The following is a 1053-nucleotide window of genomic DNA, read 5'->3' on the forward strand; positions in this document are numbered from 1 at the left end:
CCTCGCCATCCCGCCGCAGACGACCCTCGCCGATGCGCTCCGCACGATGCTCGGCCTGACCGGCACCAAGGTCGCATGCGATCGCGGCGCCTGTTCCGCCTGCACCGTCTGGCTCGACGGCAAGCCGATCGTCTCCTGCATGTTCCTCGCCATCGATGCCGCGGGGCATCGGGTCACGACGATCGAGGGGCTGGCGCGCGGCGACGACCTCCATCCGGTTCAGGCCGCGTTCATCGCGCACGACGCCCTGCAATGCGGCTTCTGCACGCCCGGCATGGTCATGAGCTGCGCCGCCCTGCTCGACTCCGTGCCGGCACCGACCGACGCCGAGGTGAGGGCGGCCATCAGCGGACATCTCTGCCGCTGCGGCACCTATCCGCACGTCATCGCGGCGACGCTCGACGCCGCGCGTGTCCGGAAATCCTGAGCATGGCGCATGATCCGTCACGCCGCACCGAGCGCTTCCCCCACGGCATCGCCGGGGCCGGCCTCGGGTCGATCGAGCGGTCGGTGCCGGCGGACGAGCCGCCGCCGCTGCCGCCGAACGCCGAACTCGCGGTCATCGGCCGCTCGGTTCCCCGGCAGAACGGGCGCGACAAGGTCACGGGCGCCACGCGCTACACGGTCGACATCGCGCCGCGCGGCATGCTGCATGCCCGCCTGCTGCGCGCGCCCCTCGCGCATGCCCGCATCCGGGCGATCGACGCCGGCGCGGCCCGCGCGCTCGATGGCGTCCGCGCGGTCGTCATCCTGGCGCAGCCCGGCGATCCCCTGTCGGGCATGGTCCGCTATGCCGGCCAGCCGGTCGCCGCACTCGCCGCCGTCTCGCCGGCCATCGCCCGCGCGGCGCTCGATCTCGTCCGTGTCGACTACGAAGCGCTCCCCTTCGTCGTCGACATGGAAGACGCCCGCGCCAGCGAAGCGCCGCCGGTCTATGCCCCCGGCACCGCGCCGGCCGGCCATCCCTCCGGCTTCCCGGCCCCCGCCGGTCTCGCCCAACACGGCAACGTCCGCGCCGCCGTGATCGACCGGCGGGGCGACGTCGCCGCCGGC

Annotated in this window: 1 protein-coding gene and 1 pseudogene; both read left to right on the top strand. The window is 74.3% G+C overall.

The window, feature by feature from the left end:
- A partial coding sequence (locus APM_RS11585) for a (2Fe-2S)-binding protein (protein ID WP_007423566.1) occupies positions 1-427 on the top strand: 427 nt, incomplete at its 5' end.
- A gap of 2 nt (positions 428-429) precedes the next feature.
- Positions 430-1053, top strand: a pseudogene (locus tag APM_RS11590) (xanthine dehydrogenase family protein molybdopterin-binding subunit); the annotation flags it as partial.

The sequence above is a fragment of the Acidiphilium sp. PM genome (assembly GCF_000219295.1).
Lineage (GTDB): Bacteria > Pseudomonadota > Alphaproteobacteria > Acetobacterales > Acetobacteraceae > Acidiphilium > Acidiphilium multivorum.